The 24,109-nt window shown below is 73.0% G+C and carries 19 protein-coding genes and 1 riboswitch; of the genes, 12 read left to right on the forward strand and 7 right to left on the reverse strand.

Annotated features, from left to right (window positions below; translation table 11 throughout):
- Positions 1–498 precede the first annotated feature (498 nt).
- The 3 genes from Q8791_RS01620 (at position 499) to Q8791_RS01630 (ending at position 2,341) form a co-directional block, all read left to right on the forward strand.
- The gene (locus Q8791_RS01620) at positions 499–1,185 is read left to right on the forward strand and encodes a biliverdin-producing heme oxygenase (protein WP_330089738.1); all 687 of its coding nucleotides are present in this window, start codon (positions 499–501) and stop codon (positions 1,183–1,185) included.
- Between the two features lie 72 nt (positions 1,186–1,257).
- Positions 1,258–1,908, forward strand: a complete 651-nt coding sequence (locus Q8791_RS01625; protein WP_330089739.1) for a TetR/AcrR family transcriptional regulator — start codon at positions 1,258–1,260, stop codon at positions 1,906–1,908.
- Positions 1,909–2,071: 163 nt separating this feature from the next.
- Positions 2,072–2,341, forward strand: coding sequence for a hypothetical protein (locus Q8791_RS01630; protein WP_330089740.1), 270 nt, complete (start codon positions 2,072–2,074; stop codon positions 2,339–2,341).
- A gap of 15 nt (positions 2,342–2,356) precedes the next feature.
- Here Q8791_RS01630 and Q8791_RS01635 read toward each other — a convergent pair whose 3' ends face one another.
- On the reverse strand, positions 2,357–3,295 hold the full coding sequence (locus tag Q8791_RS01635) for a 3'-5' exonuclease (protein WP_330089741.1): 939 nt from the start codon (positions 3,293–3,295) through the stop codon (positions 2,357–2,359).
- Between the two features lie 312 nt (positions 3,296–3,607).
- Here Q8791_RS01635 and Q8791_RS01640 point away from each other — a divergent pair, with 312 nt between their 5' ends.
- The 3 genes from Q8791_RS01640 (at position 3,608) to Q8791_RS01650 (ending at position 8,597) form a co-directional block, all read left to right on the forward strand.
- Entirely contained in the window at positions 3,608–4,570 is a 963-nt protein-coding gene (locus Q8791_RS01640; protein WP_330089742.1) for an asparaginase, read from the forward strand.
- A gap of 44 nt (positions 4,571–4,614) precedes the next feature.
- Positions 4,615–5,883, forward strand: coding sequence for an NAD(P)/FAD-dependent oxidoreductase (locus Q8791_RS01645; protein WP_330089743.1), 1,269 nt, complete (start codon positions 4,615–4,617; stop codon positions 5,881–5,883).
- 368 nt (positions 5,884–6,251) lie between these two features.
- Positions 6,252–8,597 carry a DUF4153 domain-containing protein gene (locus Q8791_RS01650; protein ID WP_330089744.1) on the forward strand — a complete coding sequence of 782 codons (2,346 nt, stop codon included), beginning with the start codon at positions 6,252–6,254 and terminating at the stop codon, positions 8,595–8,597.
- Between the two features lie 99 nt (positions 8,598–8,696).
- On the opposite strand, the gene pip is transcribed toward Q8791_RS01650, so the two are convergent.
- The gene (gene pip / locus Q8791_RS01655) at positions 8,697–9,656 is read right to left on the reverse strand and encodes a prolyl aminopeptidase (protein ID WP_330089745.1); all 960 of its coding nucleotides are present in this window, start codon (positions 9,654–9,656) and stop codon (positions 8,697–8,699) included.
- Between the two features lie 259 nt (positions 9,657–9,915).
- Positions 9,916–10,803, reverse strand: coding sequence for a DUF4429 domain-containing protein (locus Q8791_RS01660; protein WP_330089746.1), 888 nt, complete (start codon positions 10,801–10,803; stop codon positions 9,916–9,918).
- A gap of 162 nt (positions 10,804–10,965) precedes the next feature.
- Here Q8791_RS01660 and Q8791_RS01665 point away from each other — a divergent pair, with 162 nt between their 5' ends.
- Both Q8791_RS01665 and Q8791_RS01670 read left to right on the forward strand, forming a co-directional pair.
- Positions 10,966–12,684, forward strand: coding sequence for an AMP-binding protein (locus Q8791_RS01665; protein WP_330089747.1), 1,719 nt, complete (start codon positions 10,966–10,968; stop codon positions 12,682–12,684).
- Positions 12,685–12,934: 250 nt separating this feature from the next.
- Positions 12,935–13,996, forward strand: a complete 1,062-nt coding sequence (locus Q8791_RS01670) for a 3-deoxy-7-phosphoheptulonate synthase (RefSeq protein WP_330089748.1) — start codon at positions 12,935–12,937, stop codon at positions 13,994–13,996.
- A gap of 221 nt (positions 13,997–14,217) precedes the next feature.
- On the opposite strand, the gene Q8791_RS01675 is transcribed toward Q8791_RS01670, so the two are convergent.
- The 3 genes from Q8791_RS01675 to Q8791_RS01685 form a co-directional block, all read right to left on the reverse strand.
- Positions 14,218–15,459, reverse strand: a complete 1,242-nt coding sequence (locus tag Q8791_RS01675) for a metal-dependent hydrolase family protein (protein WP_330089749.1) — start codon at positions 15,457–15,459, stop codon at positions 14,218–14,220.
- A gap of 128 nt (positions 15,460–15,587) precedes the next feature.
- Positions 15,588–17,189 carry an AbgT family transporter gene (locus tag Q8791_RS01680; protein ID WP_330089750.1) on the reverse strand — a complete coding sequence of 534 codons (1,602 nt, stop codon included), beginning with the start codon at positions 17,187–17,189 and terminating at the stop codon, positions 15,588–15,590.
- A 33-nt stretch (positions 17,190–17,222) separates the two neighbouring features.
- On the reverse strand, positions 17,223–18,497 hold the full coding sequence (locus Q8791_RS01685) for a metal-dependent hydrolase family protein (RefSeq protein WP_330089751.1): 1,275 nt from the start codon (positions 18,495–18,497) through the stop codon (positions 17,223–17,225).
- A gap of 191 nt (positions 18,498–18,688) precedes the next feature.
- On the opposite strand from Q8791_RS01685, the gene Q8791_RS01690 reads away from it, so the two are divergent.
- Positions 18,689–19,714, forward strand: a complete 1,026-nt coding sequence (locus Q8791_RS01690) for an Lrp/AsnC family transcriptional regulator (RefSeq protein ID WP_330089752.1) — start codon at positions 18,689–18,691, stop codon at positions 19,712–19,714.
- A gap of 40 nt (positions 19,715–19,754) precedes the next feature.
- Here the strand turns inward: Q8791_RS01690 and blaOXA are convergent, their stop codons facing one another.
- Positions 19,755–20,684, reverse strand: coding sequence for a class D beta-lactamase (gene blaOXA, locus Q8791_RS01695; protein ID WP_330089753.1), 930 nt, complete (start codon positions 20,682–20,684; stop codon positions 19,755–19,757).
- A 247-nt stretch (positions 20,685–20,931) separates the two neighbouring features.
- A riboswitch (glycine riboswitch) is annotated at positions 20,932–21,032 on the forward strand.
- A 145-nt stretch (positions 21,033–21,177) separates the two neighbouring features.
- Here blaOXA and gcvT point away from each other — a divergent pair.
- The 3 genes from gcvT to Q8791_RS01710 all read left to right on the forward strand — a co-directional run bounded on the left by gcvT (position 21,178) and on the right by Q8791_RS01710 (position 24,107).
- Positions 21,178–22,293 carry a glycine cleavage system aminomethyltransferase GcvT gene (gcvT, locus tag Q8791_RS01700; RefSeq protein ID WP_330089754.1) on the forward strand — a complete coding sequence of 372 codons (1,116 nt, stop codon included), beginning with the start codon at positions 21,178–21,180 and terminating at the stop codon, positions 22,291–22,293.
- A 157-nt stretch (positions 22,294–22,450) separates the two neighbouring features.
- Positions 22,451–22,831: a glycine cleavage system protein GcvH gene (gene gcvH, locus Q8791_RS01705; RefSeq protein ID WP_330089755.1), complete on the forward strand. Its 381-nt coding sequence runs from the start codon at positions 22,451–22,453 to the stop codon at positions 22,829–22,831.
- A 7-nt stretch (positions 22,832–22,838) separates the two neighbouring features.
- The gene (locus Q8791_RS01710) at positions 22,839–24,107 is read left to right on the forward strand and encodes a serine hydroxymethyltransferase (RefSeq protein ID WP_330089756.1); all 1,269 of its coding nucleotides are present in this window, start codon (positions 22,839–22,841) and stop codon (positions 24,105–24,107) included.
- The last annotated feature ends 2 nt before the right edge of the window (positions 24,108–24,109 follow it).

Genomic DNA, 24,109 nt, shown 5'->3' on the forward strand with positions numbered 1-24,109 from the left:
ATCGTGCCCTGTTCTCCTGGTATCCACTCATCGCCTCTGGTCTGCCGGTCCGCGGGTGCCCGCCGCGCCTGGTGGCCCGAGAATCTCCTCGGCGCCTCCCTGCGGTCGGAGCACACGCCACCCAAACGATAATCGCCCCGGCGACCTGTTGACCAGCAGGCGTAACGAGACACATCCGACGCCGTCGCCCGAAACCGCCACCGGAGCCACCCTCCGCGGGACGCCGATCCGTTCATCCGGCGCCCGGTGCGACGCTACCCGCACAGACGCCCGGAACGGACATATGCGCATGCAAGAGCACGTGCAGTGCGCCGCGGCGGAACGTGCGGGAACCCCGCAGTGAGAGGAGCGGGGGACGCGGTCGGGGCGTGTCGGGGGCCGCGCGACACGCGGGGGGCGGATTTTTTCATGACAGCATGTCGTATCCGTCTTGACAGCCCCCGCCGCCTAAATGACATGATGTCATAAAGTTTCCGACACGGAAGGCGGACAGCGCAGATGAGCGCAACGACCGAGGCCCCCTCGACGGTCGCCCCCGGCTCGCCCGAGCTGTTCTCCGAGCGCCTCAAGGCCGCGACGTGGAGCGACCACCAGGCCGCCGAGGACCACGGGTTCACCCGGGCCCTCCTCGACGGAACCCTCCCCCTCTCCGGCTACACCGAGATGGTCGCCCAGCACTACTTCGCCTACGCCGCCCTGGAGGACGTCGGCAGGAGACTGGCGGGCGACCCCGTCGCCGGCCGGTTCCACTACCCCGAACTCGAACGGCTCCCCGCCCTGGTCCGCGACCTGGAACACCTGCTCGGCGCCGACTGGCGGGAGCGGATCTCGCCGAGCCGCGCCACCCGCACCTACGCGGCGCGGATCGAGCAGATGGTCGACCACCCCGCGGGGTACGTCGCCCACCACTACACGCGCTACATGGGCGACGTGTCCGGGGGGCAGTTCATCCGCCGCGTCGCCGCCAAGGCCTACGGCCTGTCCGACGAGGCCGGCGTGGCCTTCTACGTCTTCGACGCGCTGGGCAGCCTGCCCAGGTTCCGCACCGGGTACCGCGAGCGGCTCGACTCCCTCGCCCTGGACGAGGCCGCCGCCGCCCGCCTCGTGGCCGAGACCAGGTTGGCCTACCAGCTCAACACCGAGGTGTTCGCCGACCTGGGCCGCACCCACGCCCCGGCCGCCTGAGGGCCGATCCACCGTGACCCCGTGGGGCCGGACCATGCCGGTCCGGCCCCACGGGCGTGCCACCATAGGAGGATGCCCAAGATCACGGCACCGACCATCGCCGCCCACCGTGCCCGCACACGGGAGCGCATCATGGAGGCCGTCGACCACCTGATCCGGAGCCAGGGGATCGACCGCGTCTCCATGACCGACGTGGCCAACTCCGCCGGCATCACGCGCACGGCCCTGTACAACTACTTCCCGGACAAGCCGGCGCTGCTCCTGGCCTTCACCGAACAGGTGAACAGCGAGTTCGTGGAGCGGTACCGTCGCGAGCTCCCCTCGGGCGTGTCCGCGGCGCGGAGGCTGTCGGCGTTCGTCCGCCTCCAGCTGGAGGGCATCATGGCGCACCCGCACCCGCCCGCCGCCGAACTCGGGGCCAGCCTCGGACCCGACGCCTACCAGGCCCTCGCCGACCACGTCGCGCCCATGCACCGGCTACTGACCGAGATCCTGGAGGAGGGGACGTCCGCGGGCGAGTTCGAGCCCCTGCCCGCAGAGCCCGTCGCGCGGCTCACCCTGTCGATGGTGGGCTCCCAGCGCCTCCCGCTCGTGAGCGGCGACATCGACCTGGACGAGACGCACGCCCTGGTCACCCGGTTCGTGCTCCGCGCACTCGGAGTGGAGCCCGAAACCATCGACACCGTCCTCCCGAAACCCCCCCGCACGAACCTCGGAGAGTGACCATAAGGGGACTCCGAGTCATAAGGGCTGGCCCGTAACGGGCACCGCTCCGTCGATCGGACGAGACCGAGTCGCAACGGCGCCGCGACATGGGTGAGAATCGGTGGCCCGCCCCTCCCTCCCGGGCGGCAGACCATCCGACCGAGTGTGAGGCCTCCCCGACGTGTCCCTCATCCTGCTCGCCGTAGGCACCGTCCTGGTGTCGATCGCCCTCTTCAACAAGCTGCCCCGCTACGTCCCCGGACGGCTCCCGGCCCCCGGGGCCGGCCGCGCCGCCCGCCAGGGCGCCCTGGCCACGGCGCACCGCACCGGGGCCGTCCCCCGCGTCCGACTGGAGTCGGCCCGGCTCACCGAGCAGGGGAAGGCGCTGCTCGCCACACTCGGCGGCAGCGCCCTGATCGTGGCCTTCTTCCTCACCCTGTCCGGGCTCTGAGCGCGGCAGGTCCGGTCAGCTCCGGCGGACGCCCGGAAGACCCCTCACCCGGTCGCCCGCCAGGCGCACCAGCAGACCTCCGGCGGCGGTGGCGGCGAGGCCGCCCGTGACGGCCGCCGCCGTCGCCAGCCGTTCCCGGAAGCGCGTGTCACGGTGCGCGGCCAGTTCCGCGATCGCCCGGTCCGTGGTGCCGAAGGCCCCGCCGCAGAGCAGCGCGTCCAGCTCCCGGGGCCGCCAGTTGGCCCGCCACGGGCTCGGCGCCGCCAGACCGCCCGGCACCGACGCCGTGCGCGGCTTCCAGCGGACGGGCTCGACCACGCCCCACGGCCCCGCCTCGGGTGCGGGCTCCGGCACGGTCAGGATCCGCGGCGCGGGGCCGTTGTAGCGCAGCTCGCCCGGGGCGTTGGCGATCATCTCCACCAGGAGCTTGGCGCAGGCCCGGGCGTCGCCCAGCGCCGTGTGCTGCCCTGTCGGCCAGTCGCCGCTGAGCCGGAAGGAGGCCTTGGGCAGCGAGTACTTGTCGAGGTCGATCTGGGAGCGCAGTGCGCGGAGCGTGCACAGCCCGGACTGCCCGGTCGGCAGCCCGGCCGGCACCAGTTCCGAACCGAGGAAGCGCAGCTCGAAGTCGAGGTTGTGGCTGACCACGACCGCCCCGGAGAGCAGTTCCGCCAGACGGGGCGCCACCCGGTCGATGGTGGGGGCGCCGATGGTGTCGCCGTCGCCGATCCCGTGGAACTCCTGTCCGCGCACCTCCGCGCGCGGGTCCACCAGGGTGCTGAACTCCTCGACGAGCTTGCCGTCGCCCCGCACCCGCACGACCGCGATCTCGACGATGCGCGCCCCCGAGCCCGGTTCGAGGCCCGTCGTCTCCATGTCGAGCACGGCGTACTCCAGGTCCGCCGCCCGCATGCCGACCCTGCGCCGGGTCAGCGCGCCCATCCGCAGAGTTCCCATCGTGTGCCCCACTCCTTCGTCGCGCCGTGCCACAGGCCTGTTTCTCCTGGTGCGTACCGGCAACGACCTTACTCCCCGCGTCCGACAGCGGACCCCCAGCACGCGTCACGGAGGCAGATCGTGTCCCGGGACACGGCCGTGCGCCGTCCGGGGCGCCCGTGCGGCCCCCACCTGGCCCCGTACGGTCCCCCGCGCACCGGCCGGGCGACCTGGGCGATCGGAAGAAAGGGCGGCTATGTAACGTTCTTACGCGTGTCCGCCCGCCGGAGGACGCGCCGCGCACACCGAAACCCAACGGCGAGGAGAGCCCGCATGCCGCAGAGCCCGCTGCCCGAGTACGTCCCCCTGGCGGAGGCCGTCCGGTCCGGGATGCGCGAGAGCGTCCACTACGGCGCGGTCGTCGGGCTGTCCGCCTCCGGCACGATCGCCTACGCGCGCGGACCGGTGCACCAGGCCATGTTCCCGCGCTCCTCCTCCAAGCCCTTCCAGGCGCTGGCCTCGCTGCGCGCGGGCGCCCCCCTCACCGGCCCCTCCCTGGCCATCGCGGCGGGCAGCCACGGCGGAGAGGACTTCCACGCGGACGAGGCGAGGAGCATCCTCGCCGCCGCGGGGCTCGCACCCGACGCCCTCCGGTGTCCGCCCGCCGTTCCGGGCGGCGGTGCCGCCCGGACCGCGTTCGTCCGCGCGGGACGCGAACCCGAGCGCCTGCTGATGAACTGCTCGGGCAAGCACTCCGCCATGCTGGCCGCCTGTGTCGCCCGGGGGTGGAGCACGGACGACTACCTCGACCCGGGCCACCCCCTCCAGGTCCTCGTCCGCGAGACCATGGAGGAGGTGTGCGAGGAGAAGGTCGCGCACACCGCCGTGGACGGCTGCGGAGCGCCCCAGCTCGCCGTGACCCTGGCCGGACTGGCCCGGGGCCTGTGGCGGATGCGCACCGCGCCCGGGGGCGGCCACGAGAGGGCGGTCCTCGACGCGATGAGCGCCCACCCCGAGTACGTGTCGGGCCCCGGCCGGGTCGACACCGACCTGATGACCCGCATGCCGGGACTGGTCTCCAAGATCGGCGCCGACGGCGTCCTGGTGGTCAGCGCCGCCACGGGCGAGACCGTGGCGGTCAAGATCAGCGACGGCGACGCCGAGGAGCGGGCGCGTACCCTGGTCGCACTCGACGCGCTGCGGACCCTCGGTGTGGACGTCTCCCCCGTCCAGGACCGGCTGCGCGTGAACGTCCACGGCGGTGGCGCCCCCGTCGGCGAGGTCCGTCCGCTCTGACGTTCCCCTCCCCCGGGAGGGACACCACCGAAAGGCACACCACCGTGCGGGACACCCTGAACGACATCGTCATCGTCGGCGCCGGGATGGCGGGGCTGCACGCGGCCGAGGCGCTGCGCGCACACGGGTTCGACGGGCGGCTGACGCTCCTCGGGGAGGAGGCGCACCGCCCCTACTCGCGTCCGCCCCTGTCCAAGGAGGTGCTGACCGGTGTCGGGTTGGACCCCTCCGGCGGAGCCCCCGGATGGCTGGTCGGCCACCGCTCGCTGCGGCTGCGCGACGACGCGGCCGTCGACGCCCTGGACCTGGACTTCCGCCCCGGCACGCGGGCGGTGGCCCTGGACGCCTCCGCACGCGAGGTGGCCGTGTCCGGCACGGGCGGGGGCTCCGGGACCGTGCGCTACGACGGCCTGGTCATCGCCACGGGGGCGCGTGCCCGGCGGCCCCACACCGACCTGGAGGGCGTCCACGTCCTGCGCACGCTCGACGACGCCGAGGCGGTACGCGCGGCGTTCGAACCGGGGGGCCGCCTGGTGGTGGTCGGCGCGGGCTTCGTCGGCGCGGAGGTGGCCGCAAGCGCCCGCGCCGCGGGCATGGACGTGACCCTGGTGGAGGCGGCGACGACACCGCTCACGCGGGTGGTGGACCCGAGGATCGGCGGGATCCTGACCGAACTGCACCGCGAGAACGGCGTGGACGTGCGCCTCGGCGTCGGCGTGTCCGGGTTCGAGGGCGCGGGCCGGGTGGAGAGGGTGCGGCTGGCCGACGGCAGCGCCGTGGAGGCGTCGCTGGTGGTCGCCGGGATCGGCGTGCACCTGAACACCGAGTGGCTGCGCGGGTCGGGGGTGGCGCTGCTGGACGACGGCGCGGTCGCGTGCGACGAGTACTCGGCGACCTCGGTCCCCGACGTGTACGCGGTCGGGGACCTCGCGAACTGGCCGCATCCGCGCTACGGCGGCCGGATCCGGCTGGAGCACTGGACCAACGCGGGTGAGCAGGGGGAGGCCGCGGCCCGCAACCTGCTGGCCGGGGAGGGGCGGACGCCCTTCACCCCGGTGCCCTACTTCTGGTCGGACCAATACAAGATGAAGGTCCAGCTGTTGGGACAGGGTGCTCCGGCCGATCAGGTCGCCTTCGTGCACGGTGCGCCGGAGGACCGGAAGTTCGTGGCCTTCCTCGGCCGGGGCGGGATGCTCACCGGGGTGCTGGGACTGCGCTCCACCCCCCGCACGATGCGCTACCGGGGGCTGTTGGAGAAGCCGACGACGTGGGACGAGGCGCTGGCGGCGGCGGGGGCGGCCCCCGTGCGGTGACGGTCCGCCCGGGGCGCGGGCTCCCGGTCCGGCGGACGCGGCGCGGGCCCCTCCGTCAGCGGGTGTCGCGGACCCCGAACGCCTGCGAGGCCCCGCCCGTGCGCAGGGCGCCGCTCCCGCACCGGTCGGGGTCGACCTCGACCCGCCGCCCGTTCGCCCCTCGCGCGGACGGCGGTGCGGGATCGCCCCCAGGGCCCGCCCGCGGCATCGGACGGGTCCGTCACCGCCGCGCACGCAGATATTTCGACCATCAGGTCCGAAAAGGCACTCCAGGGCATGATCCGGGCTTTTGGTGAACCGGGGGAGGCTGCGGACTGTCCTACTGCACGACAGCACGGGCCGTCCGCGCTGTCGTGGAGAGGGGTGGCATGTCGAGCGAGCGCACAGCCGGCGGGGACGCGGAGGCCTCCGGCGGTCACCCGGCGCCCGGAACGGCGACCGGGGCCGAGCTGGAGCCCGAGTTCCGGCGGGAGGCCGCCGGGACGCGCGCCCAGGACCCTCCGGGCGAGCACGCACCCCGCCCCGATCCGGCGTACCCGCGCGAACCGTATCCGCGGACGGGTCCGCGCAGTCCCCACGGCCGGACCTACGCGGAGCTGTACCAGCAGCAGGACTTCTGGTCGTCGAGACCGCGCGCCCCCCTGCCGACGGCGCCCGTGTGGCTGCCCGTCGCGCTGCTGGGGGTGGGGGTGCTGGCGGCACTGCTGGCGACGTTCGACCGCCCCGGGCTCGGGTTGGTGATCACGGGTACGGCCGCGGGGCTGACCGCCCTGGCCGCCCTGGTGGTGCGCCCCGCCGCTCCCGGGAACGGCGGAGCGGAAACCGACGGGGGCGGGCCGGGCCCGGGGGTGCTCCCCGCGGAGGACGCCCCCGAACGGGTGGCCGGGCTGCGGTCGGCGGCGGGCGTCTCCGGTCCCGACGACCCGACGCGGGAGCCGGCGGCCGGTCCCCCGGACACGGAAGACACGCACACGAAGCACGCCGACACGGAGGACGCGGCGGAGGCCACCGGGGCGGAGCACGCGGGAACGGGCTCCCGGGACGCCGACGCACGGGGCCCCGAACCCGCACAGGACTCCGGAACGGACGCCCCGGGGGACGGGGAGACCGGGCGGACGGACGCCGAGGCCCCGGACACGGCACCGGACACGGACACGGACACGGGTGAGAGTGCGACGGACGCGGCCGACGCGACACCGGACGCCCCGGGCCCGGAGGACGCGCGAACCCCGGACGTCCCGGCCCCGGACACGGACGGCGCCCCGGCCCCGGACGCCGCACAGCCCTCCGCCCCGACGCGCACCGGGGCGGAGGGCTCCCCCGCCGCCGTCGCGGACACCCACGGGCTCCGGACCGGCCGCCACGCCGCCGCCTGGTCGGCGGTCTACGGCGTGATCGCCGCTGCCCTGCTCCTCACCGCGGCCCTCCGCGACGCGGGCTGGGTGCTGTTCTGGACGCTCACCTCGTCCTTCCTCTTCGCTTCGCTGGCGTTCGCCACCCGCAACCCCTCCACGGGCGCGGGCGCGGCCGGCGTCGCCGCCGGGGCGCTCAGCCTGTTCCGCAACCTGCCCTCCACACCGCGGTTCCTGACGGAGCCCCTGCGGAGCGGGCGGGGGCGCCGCCTGGCCGGCCCCGTCCTGCTCACCACGGTCGTCACCGGCGGGCTCCTGTTCGTCTTCGGCCTGCTCTTCTCGTTCGCCGACGCGGTCTTCGCGAGCTACGTGGCCCGGATGTTCGAGGGCGCGTTCTCCGGGTCGACGTTCTTCGACGGGTTCGGCCGACTGTTCGCCGTGCTGGTGACCGTCCTGTTCACCGGGTCGGCGGTCCTGGCCGCGAGACGCCGCCGGGCGCCGCGGCCCGCTCCGGTCGACCGGCCCGGCTCCGTGCCCGCTCCCCCGGCCACGCCCCTGCCCGTGTGGGTGTGGACCATCCCGCTCGGCGCCCTGGTCGTCCTGTTCACCGCGTTCCTCGGGGTGCAGGCCGTCGCCATGTTCGGCGGTGACGACCACGTCCAGCGGGTCGCGGGGGTCACCTACGCCGAGTACGCGCGCCAGGGCTTCTTCCAGCTGGTGGTCGTCAGCCTGCTGGTGCTGTGCGTCATCGCGGTCGCCGTGCACGTCCTGCCGTCCCGGCCCGCGGCCACCCGCACCCTGCGCAACGCCCTGCTCGGGCTCCTGTGCGTGCTCACCCTGGTCATCCTCGCCTCGGCCATGATGCGGCTCCAGCTCTACATCGACACCTACGGCCTGACCCGGCTGCGGATCAGCGCGGAGGCGTGGATCGTGTGGAGCGCCGGGGTGTTCGGACTGGTCGTCGCCGCCGGGGTGCTCGACACCCTGGGACGCCCGGCCGCCTGGCTGCCCCGCGCCACCGCGGCCCTGGCCGGTGTCGCCCTGGTCGCGTTCGCCTACGGGAACCCCGACCTGCGCATCGCCGAGAGCCACCACGGCCTGGACCTGGCCCAGGTCGACACCTGGTACCTGAGGTACCTGTCCGCCGACGCCCTGCCCGCCCTGCTGGAGCTGGAGGGCGAGGACCGCGCGTGCGCACTGGCCGTGCTCTCGTACCGCGTGGACGACCCCGACAGCCAGGGGCTCGCGTCCTGGAACCTGTCCCGGCACAGCCTCGCGCGGACCGCGGAGGCCGGTCTGCTCGACGTCACCGGCCAGCAGGGGGGCACGGGCTGCTGGGATCGGTACGCGTCCGACCACTGACAGCCTCCCCGGGGCCGGGCCGCACACGGCCGGGCCCCGGGTACCGCTCCGCGAGGGACCGGCGCCGGGGCGCCCGAGCGGGGCGCCCCGGGGCCGGCCTCACTCCCCCGCGAAGCGGTCGGTCGCCTCGATCAGTCGGTCGAGGATGCCCGGCTCGCTGAACGCGTGACCGGCGTCGTCCACGATGTGGAACTCCGCTTCGGGCCACGCCTTGTGCAGGTCGTAGGCGGTGCGCACCGGCGTGCACACGTCGTAGCGGCCCTGCACGATCACGCCGGGGATGTGCCGGATCGCCTCCGCCCCGTCCACGAGCTGGTTCGGCGCGAGGAACCCCTTGTTGACGAAGTAGTGGTTCTCGATCCGGGCGAACGCCAGCGCGTAGTCCTCGTCCGCGTGGTGCTCCCGCAGGGACGCGTCGGGCAGCAGGGTGACCGTGGACCCCTCCCACACGCTCCACGCACGGGCGGCCTCCAGGCGCACCTCCCTGTCGGGTGACTCCAGGCGTCGCGCGTAGGCGGCGACGAGGTCGTCGCGCTCCTCCTCGGGGATGGGCGCCAGGTAGGAGTCCCACAGGTCGGGGAAGAGGTTCGAGGCGCCCTCCTGGTAGAACCAGCGCAGCTCCTCGTCCCGCAGCGTGAAGATGCCGCGGACGACCAGCTCGCTGACGCGGTCCGGGTGCTTCTGCGCGTAGGCCAGCGCCAGGCAGCTGCCCCAGGACCCGCCGAAGACCTGCCAGCTCTCCGCGCCGATCATCTCGCGCAGCCGCTCCATGTCCTCCACCAGCGACCACGTGGTGTTCGTGGACAGGTCGACGTCCATCTGCCCGGCGTGCGGGGTGGAGCGTCCGCAGTTGCGCTGGTCGAACAGCAGGATCCGGTAGCGTGCCGGGTCGAAGAGCCGCCGGTGGTCGGGGACGCAGCCGCCGCCGGGCCCGCCGTGCAGGAACACCACGGGCTTGCCCGCGGGATTGCCGCACAGCTCCCAGTAGACGCGGTGTCCGTCGCCGACGTCGAGCATGCCCGAGTCGTACGGCTCGATGGGCGGGTACAGAGTGCGCAAGGCGTGAGCCCTTTCCTGGATGTGGCCTCCCCCGCCGGGAGTCCCCGGCGGGTGCGAAGGCGGTGTGCGTGGGGCGTGCGGTGCGGTGACCCGCGCCCCGGAGGTTCACGGAGGGTCTGCGGCGGCGCCCCGGGGCGTTCGCGACGGGCCGTCCGGGGGTGCGGGGAGCCGGCCGCGACGCCGGTGGGGAACGGGCGTCGGACACGGACGGGGAGTCCCCGCCCCCGTCGCCGCGGACCCCGGGGGCGCGAGGACACGGTCAGAGCCGGTCGAGGAGCTGCGCCTTCTTCGCGCTGAACTCCTCGTCGGTGAGCAGCCCCTCGGAGTGCAGGCGCCCGAGTTCGCGGATCGTGGCGATGATCGCCTCGCTGCCGTCGTCCGGCGGAGCGCCCCCGCCCAGGGCCGCGGGCCCCGCCCCCTGCGGGGCCGCGAACGGGATGTGGGCGTTGAGGGTGGCGGCCATCAGCAGGGTCTCCTCGCTGCCCTTCGACCCGTGCGAGGCCAGCGAGAAGAAGTCGTGGTCGATCTTGGACGCCTCCGGGACGGTGACACCGCGCAGCACGATCCGCAGGTAGCCCTCGGTGACGTCCACCGGGGGGTGCCACTCGGCGGCCTGGATCTCGGAGAGCTGGAAGGTGCGCGACTTCTCCTTGTCCTTGGCCGTGCTCGCCAGCCAGCCGTCCCACTGGAGCCGGACCCGGGCGCCGTCGAAGGACGCCGACCCCTCCGCGGTGCGGACCTGGAGCGGAGGCTTGCCGACCAGGCCCCGGGCGACCTCCCGGTGGTCGATCTCGTCGGTGAGGGTCCCCCTGGCGTAGCGGACGGAGGAGGCGATCTGGTCGGAGTGGTACTCGGCGACCAGCTCGTTGTCGTGGGGGCCGGTGAGCAGCAGGGGGGTGAGGGCGTCACTGCCGGGCGCCCCCAGGGTCGCGTAGGGGTCGGAACCGTCCGCGAGCCGGAGGCGGAGCCGCCACCCGTGCTTGCGGTCGCCCTGGTCGAACTCGACCTCGCGGACGGCCGCCATCGGGACGGTGCAGCTTCCGAGGGACTTGAACAGGGTGGGCACCTTGCGGCCGGAGTCGAAACGGATGCGGACCGTCTCGTCGTCGATCCGCCAGGTCCCGTGGTGTCCGCGCAGTTCCTCCATGTCCACACATCCTAGAGCCAGCCGGGGCCGCCGCAGGGGAGGCGTCGGGGGCTCCCATCCCGGGTAGGACCAGCGGGGCACGCCCGTTCCTCCGCCCTCTCCGGGCGGAGTCCGTGGACAGTGCGGTCGGCGCCCTGTCCTCTGAACCGGAGGTCGCCAGACATGTCGAAAGAGATGGCCGCCGCGGGTGCGGCGGAGTTCCGCGCCGCACGTGACCTGCTCCTGTCGCACCGCTTGGACCAGCAGGCCGCCCACCGCGATTTCACGTGGCCGAAACCGGACATCTTCAACTGGGCGCTGGACTACTTCGACGAGGTCGCCGAGCGGCGCCCGGACCGGACCGCCCTGTGGATCGTGGAGGACGACGGGAGCGAGGCCAAGTACACCTACCGCCACCTGTCGGAGCGCTCCAACCAGGTCGCGAACTGGCTGCTCGGCCAGGGCGTGCGCGCCGGCGACCGGATCATGGTGATGCTCGGCAACCAGGTGGAGCTGTGGGAGACCACCCTGGCGGCCGTCAAGCTCGGCGCGGTCATCACCCCGACCGCCACCGCCCTGTCCGAGGGCGACCTGGTGGACCGGCTGGAACAGGGCGAGATCGCGCACGTGGTGTGCTCGGTCGCCGAGACCGCGAAGTTCGAGGCGCTCCGGGGCCACTGGACGCGGATCTGCGTGGGGTACATGGACGGGTGGCTGAGCTACCCCGACTCCGAGCACGCCGGGCTGGAGTTCCACCCTCCGCACCGGGCCGGTCCCGACGACCCGCTCCTGCTGTACTTCACCTCCGGGACGACGTCGCGCCCCAAACTGGTCACCCACACGCAGCGGTCCTACCCGGTGGGCCACCTGTCCACCATGTACTGGCTGGGGGTCCGCCCCGGCGACATCCACCTCAACGTGTCCGCGCCGGGGTGGGGCAAGCACGCCTACAGCAGCGTGTTCGGGCCGTGGAACGCCGAGGCGACGGTACTGGTCGTCAACCAGGAGCGGTTCGACCCCGGGAGGCTGCTGGACGAGGTTGTGCGCTGCGGCGTGGACACCCTGTGCGCGCCGCCGACGGTGTGGCGGATGCTCGTCCAGGCCGACCTGTCCGCGTGGAAGGTGGACCTGAGCGAGGTCCTGGCCGCCGGGGAGCCGCTCAACCCCGAGGTGGTCGACCGGGTGCGGGACGCGTGGGGTCTGACCGTCCGCGACGGGTTCGGCCAGACCGAGACGACGCTGATCATCGGCAACGGGCCTGGCCAGGAGGTCGTCCCCGGGTCCATGGGACGCCCCATGCCCGGCTTCGACATCGTGCTGGCCGACCCGGACACGGACGAGCTGTCCGACACCGGGCAGATCTGTGTGGACATGACCCAGGGTCCCGTGGGGGTGATGAAGGGGTACGCCGACAGCCCCGACCGCACCCGCGAGCTGACCCGTCGGGGGCGCTATCGCACCGGCGACATCGCGAGCCGGGATTCGACCGGTCACATTACCTATATCGGTCGGATCGACGATGTTTTCAAGGCCTCGGATTACCGCATCTCACCCTTTGAACTCGAAAGCGTCCTGATCGAGCACGAATACGTGGCCGAGGCGGCGGTGGTCCCCTCTCCCGACCCGCTGCGCCTGTCGGTCGCCAAGGCCTACGTGACCCTGGCCGAGGGGGTGCCGCCCGACGCGGACACCGCGCGGGCCATCCTGGCCCACGCCCGTGCGCGGCTGTCGCCGTACAAGAGGGTCCGCCGCCTGGAGTTCGCCGAGCTGCCCAAGACCGTGTCCGGTAAGATCCGACGTGTACAGCTGCGCACGGCGGAGTCCGAGCGCGGTGCGGTCACCGACGGTACGCGCAACCCGCGCGAGTTCTGGGAGGAGGACCTCCCGGGCCTGAAGGGCTGACCCGGCGGGGCCCGGGGGACGGTTCCGACCTCCTCCGCCCGCCATTGCGGCGGATTTCCACGGAAATGGCGTCTCACATAACGAGACGCCTATTTCCCTCCTCGGCCGGTGTGGTGTTTCCCATCCCGTGCCCCGCGTCGGCCCTCCGGCATGACGCCGCCCCGCACACACGGCCGCGCTAGTGTTTTCGTGGCGACAGCGTGACAGCCAGTGCGACACAAGGACAGACGGGACCAAGGGGAACTACACGATGCCGAGCACGAACGACACACGGGTGGCAAGCTACAAGCCGCTCATCGCCCCCCAGGACCTGCTCGCCGAACTCCCGCTGGGCCCGGAGCGCAGCGCCCTGGTGGAGGACTCGCGCGCCGAGGTCAAGCGGGTGCTGGACGGCGACGACGACCGGCTCCTGGTCGTCGTGGGGCCCTGCTCGGTGCACGACCCCGAGTCCGCCATGGACTACGCCCGGCGGCTGGCCGAGCTGGTGCCGTCCCTGCGTGACGAACTGTGCGTGGTGATGCGCGTGTACTTCGAGAAGCCGCGCACCACCGTCGGCTGGAAGGGCCTCATCAACGACCCCCACCTGGACGACACCTACGACGTCCACCACGGTCTGCGCCTGGCCCGCAAGCTGCTCCTCGACATCAACTCCCTCGGCCTGCCCGCCGGAACCGAGTTCCTCGACCCGATCACCCCGCAGTACATCGCCGACGTGGTCTCCTGGGGCGCCATCGGCGCCCGCACGACGGAGAGCCAGGTGCACCGCCAGCTCAGCAGCGGCCTGAGCACCCCGGTCGGCTTCAAGAACGGCACCGACGGTGACGTGCAGGTCGCGGTGGACGCGGTCGGCGCCGCCTCCGCCTCGCACACCTTCTTCGGCGTCGACCCGGCCGGGGCCGGCTCGGTCGTCGTCACCGAGGGCAACCAGGACTGCCACGTGATCCTGCGCGGCGGTCGCAGCGGCCCCAACTTCGACGCGGAGCCGGTCGGCGCCGCGCTCGACGTCATCGAGAAGGCGGGCCTGCCCCGCCGCCTCATGATCGACGCCAGCCACGCGAACAGCGGCAAGGACCACAAGCGCCAGCCCGGCGTGGCCGCGGCGATCGCGGCCCAGGTCGCCGAGGGCCAGAGGGGCATCATCGGCGTCATGCTGGAGAGCTACATCGTCGAGGGCGCCCAGAAGCTCGGTGACCCGGCGGACCTGACCTACGGCCAGTCGATCACCGACAAGTGCATGGGGTGGGAGATCACCGGCGAGGTGCTGGAGCAGCTCGCCGAGGCCGTGCGCCGGCGCCGCAAGAACGCCGCCTGACACACCCCTGCTCCCGCCGACCCCGGCGGTTTCCGGGGACGGCGGGAGCAGGGCCGGTCCGATCGGGCCGTGAGCGGTTCGCGCGAGCGCCCGGCCGGGGCTTCCCGGCCGGGCGCTGTGCGTGGGGCGTGGAGGTCCCGGGCGGCGCCGTCGGGGAAGCGGTGCCGCGGCGGGCCTGCGGGGGTCCCGTGCGAGACGCACCGCCGGGGACCGGTCGGCCCTCAGGCGGTCCGGATGTCCTTCACGACCTCGCCGCCCTGCACCACCAGCACCACGCGGCCCGGGTCTCCGAGCAGCGCGACGTCGACCAGCGGGTCGCCGTCGCACACGACCAGGTCGGCGAGCTTGCCCGCCTCCACGGTTCCGACCCGGTCCGCCGTGCCGAGCAGCTCGGCGGCGTTGCGCGTGCCCGCCACGATCGCGTCCATGGGGCTCATCCCCACCGACACCAGGTGGCGCAGCTCGTTCAGGTTGCGCCCGTGCTCGGAGATGCCCGCGTCGGTGCCCATGGCGACCCGGACGCCCCGCCGCACGGCCTCGGTGATCCGCTCGAAGGTGCGGTCGGCGAGGGCGCGCTTGGTCTCGACGGCCTTCGGCGTCATCAGGTGGACGCGGTCCTCGAAGTCGAAGGTGGCCAGCGTCGGCACCAGGAAGGTCCCCCGCTCCAGCATCAGGTCGATGCCCTCGTCGTCCACCAGGTAGCCGTGCTCGATGCTGGCCGCTCCGCCCAGGACCGCGTTGCGGATGCCCGCCGCTCCCTGCGCGTGGGCGGCGACGGGCCGGCCGCCGTGGCGGGAGGCCTCCTCCACGATGACGGCGATCTCCTCCGACGTCAGCCCCTCGTCGTCGGGGGTGTCCGACGGACTCGACACCCCGCCCGTCGCGCACACCTTGATGACGTCGGCCCCGTCGCGCATGAGGCGCCGCGCGGCCACCCGCGCCTCCTGCGGGGAGTCGACGATCTCGGTCACCGACAGCCCGTGCGCGTGGGGGTCGTGGCCGGAGGGGAGCGTGAAGTCGGCGTGGCCGCCCGTGTGGCTCATCAGCCGCAGCGCGACCCGCATGCGGGGGCCGGGCACGAGGCCGCTCGCCTGCGCGGTGCGGAACCCGGCGTCGGCGCCGCCGAGGTCGCGGACTCCGGTCACGCCCGCCGCCAGGGTGACCCGCATGCGCTCGGCGGTCTCCAGGGCGTGCAGGCTCAGCGGGATGTCCGCGTGGTTGGCGGCCAGCGCCCGGCCGTCGGCGACACCGAGGTGGACGTGGGTGTCGATGAACCCGGGCAGGAGGGTGCGCCCGCCCAGGGACACGGTCCGCGTCGCCCCGTCGGTCTCCGGCGCGCCCGCCGCGGGCCCGGCGTAGGCGACCGTGCCGTCCTCGACCAGCACGGCGGCGTCGGCGACCGGGGGCGCCCCGGTCCCGTCGATCAGGGTCAGGTCTCGGTACAGGGTCCTGGTGCCGGTCATGACGACTCCTCACGTCGGTGGTGCGGTGGTGCGGGGTGCGGTGGTGTGCGGTGGCGCCCGCCCCGCGCCGCTGCGGGAACGGGCGGGGGCCGGGACCCGCGGACGCGGGCCCCGGCCGTGCGGTCGGGTCAGAGGCGCGCGTTCATCCCGGGGCCGATGGGGATGCCGCCGAAGTAGAAGACCGCCAGCACCCCGATCCACAGGACGGTGAACACGATCGTGAAGGGCAGGCACCGGGCGATCACGGTGCCGATGCCCGCCTTGGGCTCGTAGGCGCGCAGGAACCCCAGCATGATCACCAGGTACGGGCTGAGCGGGGACAGGACGTTCGAGGTCGAGTCGCCGATGCGGAACGCGGCCTGGACGAACCCGGGCTCGTAGCCGAGCAGCGCGAACATCGGCACGAAGACCGCCGCGAGCAGAGCCCACATGGCCGAGCCGGAGATGATGAACAGGTTCACCAGGAACGCCAGGAGGATGAAGCACAGGATCGCGCCGAAGCCCGTGAACCCGGTGGCCTCCAGGCCCTCGGCCCCCTGGATGGCGATCCAGCTGGACAGGTTGGTCCAGTTGAACAGCGCCAGGAACTGGGCCATCACGAACGCCAGCACGATGAACGGCGACATCTCCTTGACCGTCTGGCCCATCACCAGCGCCAGGTCGGACCCCTTGCGGATGCTCCCGGTCACGACACCGTAGGTGACGCCGGGGAGGAGCAGCACCATGAGGACGATGAAGACCACCGAGCTGAGCAGCGGGGACTCCGGCAGGAAGGCGCCGTCCGCGTTGCGCATCGGTGCGCCCGGGGGCAGGCACAGGACGAGGACCCCGGCGACGGTCAGCAGCAGGGCCGCCCCGGCCCAGCGCAGGCCGCGCCGCTCGACGTCGGTGAGGTTCGGGTCCATGGCCTTGGCCTCGGCCTCCTCGGTGCCCACCTCGACCCGGACCTTGTCGCGGGTGATCCCCCGGCGGACCAGGGACGGCTCCAGGACGCGGTCGATCATGAGACCGGCGGCGAAGCTGAGGATGAGCGCGATGGTGAGGGTGATGAAGTAGTTGGACACCGGGCTGACGTGGGTGCCCAGCCCGACCGGTCCGGCGGCGGCGTTGGTGATGCCGGACAGCAGCGCGTCGGTGCTGGTGATGAACGGGCTGCAGCTGAACGCGGCCGTGGCCGCGGCGTAGGCGCCGAGAAGGCCCGCGACCGGGTGCCGGCCGGCGGCCTTGAACACCATGGCGGCCAGCGGCGGGATGACCACCATGGCCGCGTCGCTCATGATGCTGCCGGAGACCGCGACGAACGAGGCGACGTAGGGCAGCAGCCAGCGCGGGGCTCCGCCGAAGGCACGGCGCACCAGTGCGGTGAGGAGCCCGGTCCGCTCGGCCACGCCCACGCCGAGCAGGACCGTGAGGACGACGCCGAGCGGCGGGAACGACACGAAGTTGGTGACCAGCGACGTGGTCAGCCAGGTGACGCCCTCGGCCGAGAAGAAGCTCCTCACGGGCTGCGCGCCGTCCTCGCTCCCGGGCACCTCGACCGTGGCCCCGCCGAGGGACATGATCGTTGACAGGACCGCGACGACCGCGAAGAGGATCAGGAACAGGACGAACGGGTCGGGGATCTTGTTGCCGACGCGCTCGATGCCGTCGAGCGTGCGGGCGAGGAGGTGGGGGCGCTCCTGCGCGGTCCCACCGCCGGTCGCGCCCTTCTTGGGGCTCTGCGTGGTCATGGTTACCTCACCGGGGGTCGGGGGCGGGGGCGGTCAGGCCGTGGTCGGCTCCGGTCGGGTGGCGGTGGTGTCCTTGTGGACGGCGCCGTCCTTGACGACCACCGTGATGTTGTCCGGGTCGCCCGGCAGCGTGATGTCGCGGAGGGGGTCGCCGGCGCAGACGACGATGTCGGCGCGCTTGCCGACCTGGAGGGTGCCGACCTGGTCGGCGACCCCCAGGAGTTCGGCGGCCTCGCGGGTCCCGGCGAGGAGTGCGCCCATGGGCGTCATGCCGTGCTCGACGAGCAGGGCCAGCTCCCGGAGGTTGCGGCCGTGCGGGAAGATGCCGGAGTCGGTGCCCAGGGCGACGCGCACCCCGGCGGCGACGGCGGCGGAGATGTTCTCGCCGAGGTGCTCCTGGAGCCTGAGCTTCTTCTCCACCGCGTAGCCGGCCGACTTCGCGGGGTCGGGCGGGGTGGTGGCGGTGGCCAGGGTCGGGACGAGGAAGGCCCCGGTGCGGAGCATCATCTCGATGCCCTCGGCGTCGATCTCGTAGCCGTGCTCGACGCTGGTGACCCCGGCGGTGAGCGCGTTGCGGATGCTGCGGGCGCTCTGGGCGTGGGCGGCGACCGGGATGCCGTGCGCGGCGGCCTCGCGGACGACGACCGTCATCTCCTCGATGTTGAGCCCGTCGTGCCAGGGGGTGTCCTGGGGGCTCCACACGCCGCCGCTGGCCATGACCTTGATGACCCCCGCGCCCTTGCGCATGACCTCGCGGGTACCGCGCAGGACCTCCGCCACGCCGTCGGTGTTGATGGACACCGCTCCGCCGGGGCCCAGCGCGGTGCCGAAGTCGAAGCCGCAGCAGGTGCGGAAGTCCCCGTGGCCGCCGGTGGGGCCGAGGGCGCGGTAGGCGGTGGTGATGCGGGGCCCCGGGACGATGCCCTCCTCCACGGCGCGGACCACCGCGAGGTCGAGCCCCGCGAGGTCCCGGACGCTGGTCACGCCGGCGTCGAGGGTGGCGCGCAGCCGGGGGATGGCCGTGTAGTAGCCGTAGTGGGGCGGCTGGTGCAGGAGCGCGGCGGGGTTCAGGCCGTCGCCCTCCATGGTCATGTGTACGTGGGCGTCGACGAACCCGGGGAGGACGGTGCCGCCGCGGGCGTCGATCTCGCGGTGCGGGGCGGTGATCCCGGGGGCCTGGGCGGCGGGCCCCATCCAGTCGATGCGGCCGTCGCGGGCCACGACCACCCAGTCCTCGCGCGGTCCCGCGCCGGTCGCGTCCACGACCACCCCGTTGCGAACGACGACAGTGGTCTCCTCCGAAGGCATCGGCTCCACCTTCACCCTTCTCCTCGCCAAAGCACCGGACTTCCTTTTCCATAATGTGAAAGAAATAGCCCGACCTTGGTTAACGTCATGGAAACATGCAGCTCAGAGCCGTCTGTCGGCTGTGCGAAAACCTACGCTCGGCCTCCCCTAAGATGCGCAGATCGCCGGAAAAGAGTTTTTCGAGGACGCTGATGCCGGAATCCACCACCCCCAACGAGTTCGACCTCTCACTCGTCAACGCCCTCCAGATGGCCCCCCGCGCCACCTGGGCCGAGCTGTCGCCGATCCTGGAGGTGGACCCGACCACGCTCGCGCGCAGGTGGAAGCGGTTGGAGGAGGAGGGGCTCGCACGGATCGCCGTCTTCCCCCGGCAGCGCGTCATGGCACGGCGCAACCTCTCCTACGTGGAGCTCAGCTGCCGCAACGGCACCGTCGAACGGGTCGCCGCCGCACTGGCGGAGGACCGGGACACCCTCAGCATCCAGTTCGTGGCGGGGTCGCACCAGCTGATGCTCACCGTGATCCCCGGCGCCGGACTGGCCGACTACCTGCTCAACTGGGTCGGCGGCTTCCCCGACGTGGTCTCCTACCGCGTGCACGTGGTGACGGAGGTCCCCCGTGAGGCCTACCTGTGGCAGGTCCGCGCCCTGTCACCCCGGCAGCGGAGCCGGCTGCGATCCCTCGCCCCCGCGGTGAGCCCCCGACCGGACGAGGACCGCGTCACCCCGCTCGACCAGCGGATCATCGACCTGCTGTGCGACAACGCGCGACTCGGCTACCAGCAGATCGCCGAACACCTCGACATCGCGCCGACGACCGCCGCCCGCCGCGTCAACCGGCTCCTGCGCCAGTCCCTCGTCGGGCTGCGCTGCGACATCTCCCGCGCCCGCATGGGCTGGCACGCGGCCGCCACCCTCTGGGGGACCGTGGACCCCCGGGTCCTGGAGGGGGCCAGGGACCTGGGCGAGCGCATTCCCGAGGTGCGCCTGTGCACCACCATCGCCGGGCCGGAGAACACCCTGTTCATCCTGTGGCTGCGCAACGCCCCCGACCTGACCCGGGTGGAGCGGCAGCTCCTGGAGGAGCTTCCCGGCCTGCGCATCGCGGACCGGCGGATGACACTGCGCACCTTCAAGTTCATGGGCGGGGTGATGGACGGCGACCAGCGCTTCACCAGGTCGGTCCCCGTGCAGCTGGTGCCGGCCGGGGCGCCGTGACGCCGGGGCGCCCGGTCGGCATGGGGCGGACCGGCCGGGGTCAGTCCCCCGCGGCCTCCCCGGGAAGCGCGCCGAGCTCCACCAGCAGCTCGCGGGCCAGGGGCTCGCGCAGCTCGGCGTTCGCGTCCTCGTCCATCTCCATGCGCAGGGCGAACGTGTACAGGTCCGCACCGCGCTCCACCCAGCCGACCCACCAGCCGGGGGCGGGATCGACGTCCACCGCCCAGCCGCTCTTGGCGTAGAGGGTGTGGCCGTCGCCCTCCTCGACGAGGGCGATCTCGCGCAGCGCCTCCTGGTGGGCCCGGTCCGCCGGCAGCTCCGCGCGGGCCAGCGAGGCCAGGAACTCGGTCTGCTCCACGGCGGAGATCTCCAACGGACCCTCCAGCCAGAACCGGTCCCGCACGTCCTCGCCGCCGACGTCCCGGTTCCCGTACTCGAACCGGTCCACCCAGGCCGCCATCCGCTCGTGCCCGACCCTGCGGGCCAGCTCCTGGTAGACCGGGAAGTTCGAGGCGGGGAAGGCCTCCCTCAGGGACATGTCCTGTTCCCATGCGTCGACGCGCTGCGGTTCGCCGCCGTAGGGCAGCACCTCGTCCAGGCCCGACACCGCTCCCGTCTCCAGGCCGATCAGGGTGTTGGCCATCTTGAACGTGGACGCGGGCACCGCGCGCTCGTGGGCGGCGTCCGCCCCGACGACGGTCGACTCCCTGGCGCGGGTGTCGTGGAGCACGAACGTGCCCTCCACCCCCGCGTCGTCGAACACCGACTCCAGGTCCGGCCGCTCCACCGTGGTCACGTCGCCGCGCTGTTCCGGCGGTCGCGCCCCCGCCAGACCCTCGTCCGGCGCCTCGGACCCGGCGTCGCCGCCCTGCGCACACGCGGTCCCGGCGACCAGGGTGAGGGCGCACCCGGCGGCGAGCACCGCGGCCGCGCGCGCCGCTCCGGACCGCCGCGGCCTCCCCCGTACCACCGGAACCACTGTCTCCCCCGGTCGGCCCGTCGTCCGGATCCCGTGCTCGTCGGCTCGCACCGTTCATCCCTCCCACGCAGGAAGCCCGTCCCCGGCTCACGCTAACCTCTGGCACGCCCCGCCGCGAAGGGTTCGGGGAGACTGCCGCCGCCCGGATCACGGCTCCTGCGCCGCCGCGGAGGGGCCCTCCCCCGGCACGGGCACCCTCGGGTGCCGTGTTCGCCCGCTGCTAGGCTGAGCGTGTTGCTGACCCCGTACGGGAGAGTGCCCGCGTATCCATCTCGGGCCGCCGAAGGAGCAATCCCTCCCCAAGACAACCTCTCAGGCACAGCGGACCGTACGGGCGAGACCACTCTGGAAAGCAGGGACAGGCGTCCCTCGCCGAAGGTGCAAGCCACGCCGAGCGCGCGGTGAAGCTCTCAGGCACAGATGACAGAGGGGGAGGATGGCAACGCCTCTGCACGACACGACGCCCATCCTCTCGGGAGTGCCCATGTCAGATCCCGCATCAGCGCCGCGCGCCACCGCGCTCCGCGAGGTCCACGAGAAGGCCGGTGCCACGCTCGTCGACTTCGCCGGATGGCTCATGCCGCTGCGCTACGGCAGCGAGACCGCCGAGCACAAGGCGGTCCGCGAGGCCGCCGGACTCTTCGACCTCTCCCACATGGGCGAGATCCGCCTCACCGGACCGCAGGCCGCCGCGGCCCTCGACTTCGCCCTGGTCGGCCACCTGTCCAAGGTCAAGGTCGGCCGCGCCCGCTACACCATGATCACCAACGCCGAGGGCGGCGTCCTGGACGACCTCATCGTCTACCGGCTGGGCGAGGAGGAGTACCTCGTCGTGGCCAACGCCGCCAACGTGCCCGCGGTCTCCGCCGCGCTGGCCGAACGCGCCGGCGGCTTCGACGTCGAGGTCGCTGACGAGTCCGCCGACCACGCGCTGATCGCGGTCCAGGGGCCGCGCGCCGTCGAGATCCTGGCGCCGCTCACCGACGCGGACCTGGACGACATCCGCTACTACGCGGGCTACGAGCACACCGTCGCCGGTCAGCCCGTCCTGCTCGCCCGCACCGGCTACACGGGCGAGGACGGTTTCGAGATCTTCGTGCGGCCCGCCGAGAAGGCGCCCCAGGTCTGGGACGCCCTCATGGCCGAGGGCGAGCGGCACGGGCTCGTACCGGCCGGGCTGTCGGCCCGCGACACCCTCCGCATGGAGGCCGGGATGCCCCTGTACGGGCAGGAGCTCACCGACGGGCTCACCCCCTTCGACGCCGGGCTGGGCCGCGTGGTCAAGTTCGAGAAGGACGGCGACTTCGTGGGCCGTACGGCCCTGGAGGAGGCGTCCCGCACCTCCCGCCCCCGCCGTCTCATCGGCCTCGTCGCGCGCGGTCGCCGCCCGCTGCGCAGGGGCCAGGACGTCCTCCGCGACGGCGTGACCGTCGGCACCCTCACCAGTGGCGCGCCCTCCCCCACCCTGGGCCGCCCCATCGCCATGGCCTACGTGGACGGCGACCTCGACACCACGACCGGCGCGTTCACCGTGGACGTGCGCGGAAGGGGCGAGGACGTCGACGTGGTCGAACTGCCGTTCTACAAGCGGCAGTCGTAGGAGCAGGGGCCTTCACACCCCGAAGGCCCGTACGCCCCGCACGGCGGGATCCCCGGACCGGGGACCGGCACGCACGGGGCGCGACCGGGCGTAGGCCGGGCCGGGCAACCGTACGGGCGCGCGGCAGGAAAATGGAACACCTCCAAGGAGAGTTGAAGTGAGCGTTCCCACGGAGCTGGGTTACACGGCCAAACACGAGTGGGTCGTGGTCGAGGACGGGATCGCCACCGTCGGCATCACGTCCTTCGCCGCCGAGGCCCTGGGCGACATCGTCTACGTCGAGCTGCCCGGGGTCGGCAGCGAGGTGACCGCCGGAGAGCCGAGCGGAGAGGTGGAGTCCACCAAGTCCGTCAGCGACATCTACTCGCCGGTGAGCGGAGAGGTCGTCGAGGTCAACGAGTCCCTCGAGGACTCGCCCGAGACGATCAACTCCGCCCCCTTCGAGGGCGGCTGGCTGTTCAAGGCCCGGATCACCGGGGAACCCTCCGGACTGCTCTCCGCCGAGGAGTACACGAAGCTGACCGAAGGCGAGGAGTAGGCCCCCGATGGCTACTGACAACACGCTCAACCAGACCCTGAGCGAACTGGACCCCGAGGTGTCGGCCGCGGTCGACGCGGAGCTGGCCCGCCAGCGCGACACCCTGGAGATGATCGCCTCGGAGAACTTCGCCCCCCAGGCGGTGATCGAGGCGCAGGGCACCGTCCTGACCAACAAGTACGCCGAGGGCTACCCCGGCCGCCGCTACTACGGCGGGTGCGAGCACGTCGACGTCGTGGAGCAGCTCGCGATCGACCGCGCCAAGGCGCTGTTCGGCGCCGAGCACGCGAACGTGCAGCCGCACTCGGGCGCACAGGCCAACACGGCCGTGTACTTCGCGCTGCTCAGGCCGGGTGACACCATCCTGGGCCTGGACCTGGCCCACGGCGGCCACCTCACCCACGGCATGCGGATCAACTACTCCGGCAAGATCCTCAACGCGGTGGCCTACCACGTGCGCGACGAGGACGGCACCGTCGACTACGACGAGGTCCAGGCGCTCGCCAAGGAGCACCAGCCGAAGATGATCGTCGCGGGCTGGTCGGCGTACCCGCGCCAGCTGGACTTCGCCCGCTTCCGGGAGATCGCCGACTCCGTCGGCGCCCTGCTGATGGTCGACATGGCGCACTTCGCGGGCCTGGTCGCCGCCGGGCTGCACCCCAACCCGGTGCCGTTCGCCGACGTGGTCACCACCACCACGCACAAGACGCTGGGCGGCCCGCGCGGCGGCATGATCCTCGCCAAGTCCGAGTTCGGCAAGAAGATCAACTCCGCGGTGTTCCCCGGCATGCAGGGCGGACCGCTGGAGCACGTGATCGCCGCCAAGGCGGTCTCGTTCAAGGTCGCCGCGGGCGAGGAGTTCGCCGAGCGCCAGCGCCGCACCATCAGCGGTGCGCGCCTGCTCGCCGAGCGCCTCACCCGGCCGGACATGGCCGAGGTCGGCGTCAAGGTCGCCTCCGGGGGCACGGACGTGCACCTGGTCCTGGTGGACCTGGTCGACTCCCAGCTCAACGGCCAGGAGGCCGAGGACCGCCTGCACGACATCGGGATCACGGTCAACCGCAACGCGGTGCCCAACGACCCGCGTCCGCCGATGGTCACCTCCGGCCTGCGGATCGGCACCCCGGCCCTGGCCACCCGCGGTCTGGGTGACGAGGACTTCACCGAGGTCGCCGACGTCATCGCCGAGGCGCTCAAGCCGGAGTTCGACGCGGACGCGCTGCGCGGCCGGGTCCAGGCACTGACCGCCAAGTACCCGCTCTACCCCAACCTGTAGGG

Origin of the sequence: Nocardiopsis codii (assembly GCF_036327455.1) — a bacterium.
In the GTDB taxonomy this organism is placed as follows: Bacteria; Actinomycetota; Actinomycetes; order Streptosporangiales; family Streptosporangiaceae; genus Nocardiopsis; species Nocardiopsis codii.